Genomic DNA, 6,860 nt, shown 5'->3' on the forward strand with positions numbered 1-6,860 from the left:
TACCAATGTGGGCTGATTGATATATGTACTACAAAGATCAACAGCCCCTAGTAAAACACGCGCCAGATGTAATTAGCAAAGAGCAAATAAGCGAAGAGGTACTAGGACGGCGTTTAGCGTCATTTGATCGCTCTATTGATATGCATGTGAGTAATATTCGAAAAAAAATAGCCGAGCATATCGCGGGGGAAAAAATTAAAACTATTCGAGGGACGGGTTATGTCTTTATCCAAGGAGAGTAAAGTAACGCGTTTTAGCTGGTTAAGACACCCTCGACATTATTTGTTTTTTAAAGTCTTTGCTTGGTTTTGGCTAACGATCATTGGCACTTTTACTGCGCTATTTTTCTTAAGTAATATTTCGCTGATCAATGCTATTAGCCATGACCCCCTAAAAGGGCCCATGCAAAAAAATCTAGAACACTTGGCTCGAGGTATCGAACGTAGTGCACATAAACACAAGCGATCTATTCATGACATTATTACTCACCCGCGTTTAAGTAAGCGCAAGTTACTTTATTTAAATTCACTAAGTAGTGATGAGTTTTTGATCAGTAAAAAAGTTGAGAATAATATTGATTTTAGCTTACTGAACTTTAGTGAAGGCATGCCACCTCAAATTATTTTTACTGAATATTACCAAGCTTTTGGCCCTGTGCGCATTCGAGTACCTGAAGGCGAATTTGCGTTATATGAAATCGATATAAATCAACAGCGACCGCTCTTTATTGGCTTAAGATTGTTGCCGGTTTGGTTAAAAATTTCTATCGCCATTATCGCCTCACTTACATTAAGCTTTTTATTTAGTCGTAACTTAATTGCCCCTATAAATAGCTTAAAACAAGCCGCAATTAGGCTCTCAAATGGCGATTTAAGTGCGCGCGCGGCAATAAATAGCCAACGAAAAGATGAGCTTGGAGTTTTAGGACGCGATTTTAACCGTATGGCTGATCAATTAGAGCAACTACTTAGCGCTCAAAAGCGTTTACTTGCCGATATATCCCATGAATTGCGCTCCCCACTAACACGCTTAAAAATGGCCACAGGGCTGGCGCAAATGCAAGCGAGTGAAGCCAGCCAATCGTATTTATTGCGTATTGAAAAAGAAGCAAATCAACTTGATAAAATGATAGCCGATGTATTGCAGGTATCGCGCTTAGAAGCCAATAGCCAACCTTTATCACTGCAGGCGCAGTCGTTACAAGTTATTGTTGACCATGTGATTAACGATGCTCAGTTTGAAGCAAAACAGCACAATAAAACGCTGCATATTCAAGGTGATGCTGAGGTAAATATAGAGTGCGACGAAATGCTGATTGCCAGTGCTCTAGAAAATATTTTACGTAATGCAATTAAATACGCACAACATACTATTAGCATCACCTTAAAACACAGTGATATCATCACTATACAAATATGTGATGACGGCCCTGGCGTTCCCGCAGCGCAACTTGATAAACTATGTGAGCCATTTTTTAGGCAATCAGACGCCCGCGACCGAGTCAGCGGCGGCACTGGGCTGGGTTTAGCCATTGCAAAAAGTGCGGTGATTGCCCACGGCGGAAATTTAGCTTTATCAAATAAGGACGCTGGCGGGTTATGCGTTGAGATAAGCTTACCAATACAAAAGAGAGACCATGTTTTATAGCAATGAAAGCGAGCTTGAAAATAACCTGCCTGCCATTAATGAGTTTTATACTAATACACTCAAAAAAGCCTATTTAAGCACGGCTGCCGGTAAATTATTTTATGCTTACGCTAAGCCTAAACAGGCTCACACTGCCATTGTTATTAGTTCTGGGCGCATTGAAGGACTCGATAAATACAAAGAGCTGCTTTGGGAGCTTTATTGTAATAATTTTGCTGTTTTTATTGTTGATCACCAAGGCCAAGGACGCTCTTATCGGTTATTAAAAAACCCCCATAAAGGCTATGTCAAACAATTTGAAGATTACAGTCACGATCTCAATCAATTCAATCTTGAGGTGGTAAAGCAGCATTGGCAAGGTAAAAAACTACTGCTTAGCCATTCAATGGGCGGCGCTATTGCGTTTGATTACTTAGCACGTTACTCACATGACTTTAGTGGGGCGTTTTTATCTGCGCCCATGTTTGATATTCATACTAAAGGAATACCAAAACCCGTAGCACAGTTTATCGCCGCCAGTGCGTCATTATTAGGGTTCTCAGGGTGTTATGCGTTAGGACAAAGCGATTATACACCTGAAGAGTTTGCGCTTAACACTTTAACCAGTAGCCAAATACGCTATGATCAATTTAGGGCAACTTATCAGCAAACGCCACTATTACAATTAGGCGGTGTTACCTATGGCTGGCTGCATACTGTTTTTTCATTTATTAAAGCGCTCGATAAACTATCCATAACAACCCCGTTATTTATAGCCAGCGCAGAAAATGACGAAGTGGTTGATAACCAAGCTCAGCATAAGCTTGCAAGCCGACATAAAAACACCCTAATAAAGCAGTTTAAAGGGGCTAAGCACGAGCTGTTTTTTGAGCGGGACGAAATTCGCCAACCATTGCTAACAAGCCTTTATAAATTTTGTGATTCAATAGGTTAACTACTAAGCGACAGCGGATCTAGGTGAATCAAAATATCAACTTCAGATTCAAATTGCTGAGTGATCATCAGCTCCACTTCATCTGCCACTTTATGGGCACGAATAAGCGGTAAATTGTCATCAAGCTCTAAATGCAGTTGAATAAACTTAACTTTACCGCCCTGTCGAGTGCGAATACCGTGCACCCCATAAACATCATTATGGTTACGCGCTATTTCAAAAATACTTTGCTTTTCTTCATCGGGTAGCTCTTTGTCCATTAAATGCGAGGCACTTTCGGTTGCTATATCCCAACTGTTATACAATAAATAACCTGCCACACCGATAGCAAACAATGGGTCGGCATACAGTACGCCATAGTAGGCGAGTAAAATAGCAAGCAATACCGCCGCATTTAAAATTAAATCGCCCTTGTAGTGAACGGAGTCGGCTTTTATAGCGATTGATTCTGTGTGCTTCACGACTTTATTTTGCACAAATACAATTACCAAGGTACAAGCAATGGCAAAAATACTCACCCATACACCTAATAATGAGTGCGAAAGTTCTACTGGGTTTATTAATCGCTCGATACCATGAAACATTAATAAACAGCCCGAGCCCGCAATAAATGCAGCTTGGCCTAACCCTGCAAGCGCCTCCGCTTTACCGTGACCAAACCGGTGGTCATCATCCGCAGGACGCAGTGCATACGATAAAACTAAAAAGCTCATTAGCGTCGCGGTAATATCCATTAATGAGTCGGTTAATGAGCCAAGCATTGACGCCGAACCCGACGCCAGCCAAGCCCATGCTTTGGTCGCAATCATTAGGCTCACCATGACCATGGTCACTATGCTTGAAGCTTTGACCCAAAATTCATAACTGCGATTATGCACGTATCTGTCCAAGTGTAAGTTGTATTTAATGTTTGTAGTATATCATTTTTTATTCATTGTTCGTGTATACTGAGCCAGTCAAATTAAAGATTTTATAGGGCTTATTGTGCTGGATATTGTTTTATACCAACCTGAAATTCCGCCTAACACCGGGAATATCATTCGTTTATGTGCCAATACTGGCTATTCATTGCATTTAATTGAACCGTTAGGGTTTGAGTGGGATGACAAACGTGTAAAACGCGCTGGACTTGACTATCACGAATTTAGCCATGTACAACGCCATGCCTCATTTGATGCTTACTTAGAAAAGTGCCAACCTAAAAAGGTGTATGCTTGCACTACTAAAGGTAGCCAATTTCATCACCAAGCACAGTATGAAGCGGGTGATTGCTTAGTATTCGGCCCAGAAACCCGAGGCTTACCTGATGACATGATTCAAGCACTGCCAAACGAGCAACGCGTGCGTATACCTATGCAAGCCGATAGTCGCAGTATGAATCTGTCTAATGCAGTAGCTGTGTTTGTGTATGAATCTTGGCGCCAGCTTGGCTTTGTAAACGCCCAATAAGGTTTTAGGTTTTAGGTTTTAGGTTTTAGGTAAACAAAAATACCTGTCACCTAAAACCTAGCAGTTCGTTTTATTCTGACTTTTGTTCACGACCTAATAAGGCCATAGCAGCTGCTTTCATGTCTTTATTTTCATAGAGTACTTTGTATATTTGCTCGGTAATTGGCATTTCAACACCAGCACGCTGCGCGAGTAAATACACTTCTTTGGTATTTCTAAATCCTTCAACCACTTGGCCGATTGATGCAATGGCATCATCAACACTCTCACCTTTGCCTAAGGCTAAACCAAAACGGCGATTGCGCGATTGGTTATCGGTACAGGTCAGAATTAAATCACCTAACCCAGCCATGCCCATAAAGGTTTCAGGTTTTGCACCTAGGGCACAACCCAAACGCGATAACTCTGCTAAACCACGGGTAATAAGCGCGGTACGTGCATTTGCACCAAACCCTACTCCATCAGAAATCCCTGCACCAATAGCAATTACGTTTTTAACCGCACCACCAAGCTGTATACCAATAAAATCATCATTGTTATACACCCTAAACGAGCGACCGCAATGTAATAAATCGGCAATTTGTTTCGCAAATGCTGATGACGTTGATGACACCGAAATAGCGGTTGGTGATCCCATCGCCATTTCTTTGGCAAAAGTTGGCCCTGAAAGCACCGCTAATGGCACCTCTTCACCTAGCTCTTGCACTGCTACTTCTTGTAACAAACGCCCAGTATTTGGCTCTAGCCCTTTGGTGGCCCATGCTACTTTTGCATTTGGGCGCAAAGCCGGTTTAATTTGCTTTAATGTGTCAGCAAATGCGTGGCTTGGCACAACAACTAAAACAATATCGCTACTTTGCGTTGCACGCTGTAAATCTGCTTCAAGGATTAAGGTGTCAGGAAAAGGAATATCAGGTAAGTAACGTTGATTTTTTCGCTCAGCTGCAAGCGTCGCAACGTCTTGGCTATTGCGTCCCCATAAAGTCACTTTGTGACCATTTCGGGCTAAACAAATAGCAAGGGCGGTGCCATACGACCCCGCCCCTAAAACAGTAACAGCTGATGTGGCTGTATTCATAAATTAAGCGTCTGCTGTAGCCTGCTCAGCTTGCGCTGTGCGTTGCTGCATGTACTGTGCAAATAATGCGTCAAAGTTAACTGGCGCAAGATTAAGTTGTGGGAACGTACCACGATTTACTAAGTTAGATACCGCTTCACGTGCATATGGGAATAACACGTTAGGGCAAAATGCACCTAGCATATGCGCTAATTGCATTTCTTCAACGTCAGCAATCGTAAAGATACCTGCTTGTTGAATTTCACATAAAAACGCAGTTTCTTCACCGATAGATGCCGTTACAGTTAGTGCAAGCACAACTTCGTAAACACCTTCATCAAGCTTGTTAGAGCGCGTATCTAAATCTAATTTTACTTCTGGAGCCCACTCTTTTTGAAAAATAGCCGGCGAATTTGGCGTTTCAAACGATACATCTTTAGTGTAAATACGTTGGATAGTAAACTGTGCACCTGCATCAGCTTCTGCTGCTGCTGCGTTTTGATTTTGTTCGTTCATTGTTATTCCTAACCTGTTATTTATTATAATTAATTAAATTAAGCACTGAGCTTAGCATCAAGGTGACCTTGCGCTTCTAGTGCCATCATGTCGTCACAGCCACCGATGTGTTCATCGTTGATAAAAATTTGTGGAACCGTGCTTGCGCCACCGGCTTTGGCGATCATTTCATCGCGAAGCTCTGGCTGAACGCCAATATCAATATTTGTGTATTTTACACCTTTGCTGTCTAACAGCGCTAATGCGCGATGACAAAAAGGACAATATCCTTTGGTGTATAAAACAACGTTACTCATAATTAATCCTTAATCGGTTTAGCTAAGAGATATTAGCGACCGCTTGTTGTTGGCAGACTTGCTGATTGCCACGCACCCATACCGCCAGATAAAACATAAACCTGTTCATAGCCTGCTTTATGCATTGCGGTTGCAACACCTGAAGCAGTCATGCCTGCAGCACATACCACTATAATGGGTTTGCTCTTATACTTTTCAAGGGTCGAGAAATCAGATTCTTTAGCTTTTTCTGGGTTTAAGTGCACAGCACCGGCAATATGGCCGGTTTTAAACTCTTTTTGCCCACGCATATCAACAACCTGGCCGTCTTCGCGGTTAATAAGTAACGTTAACTGCTGAGGATTGATTTGACGAATTGCTGAAAATTTACTTTTTATTGCGCCACTAATAATTAGAAACGCAATCGCAACCCAAGCTAGGCTTAGAATTGGATGGTTTGAGACAAATTCAATATATTGATCCATTCGACTTCCACTATAAAGTTACATACTAAAACGGATGTTTTAGATATTTTAAATTCTTACCAATTGCACTTGCACAATGAGCAGTCACTCATCAGCAAATCAATAGAGCGCTGTTAGGCTACTCTGAATTTTCACCTACAAGATAGGTTTAACTTACCCCACAACCCTATTCAATACTTGAATAAAATAGAGATTAGCCGCGCAAGTATACCCAAATCAGCTAAAAATGCGAGTTTAAGCACGCTTGAAAGCCACAATGCTCTACTCTTTTTAACTGAAAAATAACCTAGCCCTTTAAAGTTTTCAATTTAGCCAATCCTAATTGAAAATTTTTAATATCTTCTTTTCATTGCTGATCCTAGCTATAAAACGCGGTATGCTAAGACTTGGCATGTTGGCATTAATGTTAGCGTGTATTTTAGCAACGCTAGGGTCTGTTGATCTTTCAAGGTTAAATTTGCAGCAGCCTGTTTGGTATTTAGGCAAGGCAGAGCCTA

The 6,860-nt window shown here is 41.5% G+C and carries 8 protein-coding genes and 1 pseudogene; 4 read left to right on the forward strand and 5 right to left on the reverse strand.

Annotated elements, in window-relative coordinates; all coding sequences use genetic code 11:
• Window positions 1–53 precede the first annotated feature (53 nt).
• The 3 genes and pseudogenes from QMA00_RS18275 to QMA00_RS18285 all read left to right on the forward strand — a co-directional run.
• Window positions 54–242, forward strand: a pseudogene (locus tag QMA00_RS18275) (winged helix-turn-helix domain-containing protein); the annotation flags it as partial.
• Window positions 220–1,647, forward strand: a complete 1,428-nt coding sequence (locus tag QMA00_RS18280) for an ATP-binding protein (RefSeq protein WP_290158392.1) — start codon at window positions 220–222, stop codon at window positions 1,645–1,647. The pseudogene QMA00_RS18275 and the gene QMA00_RS18280, both read left to right, overlap by 23 nt.
• Window positions 1,637–2,581: an alpha/beta fold hydrolase gene (locus QMA00_RS18285; RefSeq protein ID WP_008114910.1), complete on the forward strand. Its 945-nt coding sequence runs from the start codon at window positions 1,637–1,639 to the stop codon at window positions 2,579–2,581. The genes QMA00_RS18280 and QMA00_RS18285 overlap by 11 nt, the downstream gene beginning before the upstream one ends.
• Here the strand turns inward: QMA00_RS18285 and QMA00_RS18290 are convergent.
• The gene (locus QMA00_RS18290; RefSeq protein WP_076916062.1) at window positions 2,578–3,408 is read right to left on the reverse strand and encodes a cation diffusion facilitator family transporter; all 831 of its coding nucleotides are present in this window, start codon (window positions 3,406–3,408) and stop codon (window positions 2,578–2,580) included. The genes QMA00_RS18285 and QMA00_RS18290 overlap by 4 nt on opposite strands.
• A gap of 157 nt (window positions 3,409–3,565) precedes the next feature.
• Here QMA00_RS18290 and trmL point away from each other — a divergent pair, with 157 nt between their 5' ends.
• Window positions 3,566–4,030, forward strand: coding sequence for a tRNA (uridine(34)/cytosine(34)/5-carboxymethylaminomethyluridine(34)-2'-O)-methyltransferase TrmL (gene trmL, locus QMA00_RS18295; protein WP_013465943.1), 465 nt, complete (start codon window positions 3,566–3,568; stop codon window positions 4,028–4,030).
• Window positions 4,031–4,100: 70 nt separating this feature from the next.
• On the opposite strand, the gene gpsA is transcribed toward trmL, so the two are convergent.
• The 4 genes from gpsA to QMA00_RS18315 are packed head-to-tail and all read right to left on the reverse strand — an operon-like array spanning window position 4,101 to window position 6,363.
• Window positions 4,101–5,108 (reverse strand): NAD(P)H-dependent glycerol-3-phosphate dehydrogenase, encoded by a 1,008-nt coding sequence (gpsA, locus tag QMA00_RS18300; protein WP_076921895.1) that lies wholly within the window; start codon window positions 5,106–5,108, stop codon window positions 4,101–4,103.
• 3 nt (window positions 5,109–5,111) lie between these two features.
• Window positions 5,112–5,603: a protein-export chaperone SecB gene (secB, locus tag QMA00_RS18305; RefSeq protein ID WP_076921894.1), complete on the reverse strand. Its 492-nt coding sequence runs from the start codon at window positions 5,601–5,603 to the stop codon at window positions 5,112–5,114.
• Between the two features lie 38 nt (window positions 5,604–5,641).
• A complete protein-coding gene (gene grxC / locus QMA00_RS18310) occupies window positions 5,642–5,899 on the reverse strand; it encodes a glutaredoxin 3 (protein WP_016899746.1) in 258 nt (85 codons plus the stop codon).
• A 32-nt stretch (window positions 5,900–5,931) separates the two neighbouring features.
• Complete coding sequence (locus tag QMA00_RS18315; protein ID WP_013465947.1) at window positions 5,932–6,363, reverse strand: rhodanese-like domain-containing protein; 432 nt, start codon at window positions 6,361–6,363, stop codon at window positions 5,932–5,934.
• Between the last annotated feature and the right edge of the window lie 497 nt (window positions 6,364–6,860).

The organism is Pseudoalteromonas sp. APC 3694 (genome assembly GCF_030407565.1).
GTDB classification, from domain to species: Bacteria; Pseudomonadota; Gammaproteobacteria; order Enterobacterales; family Alteromonadaceae; genus Pseudoalteromonas; species Pseudoalteromonas tetraodonis.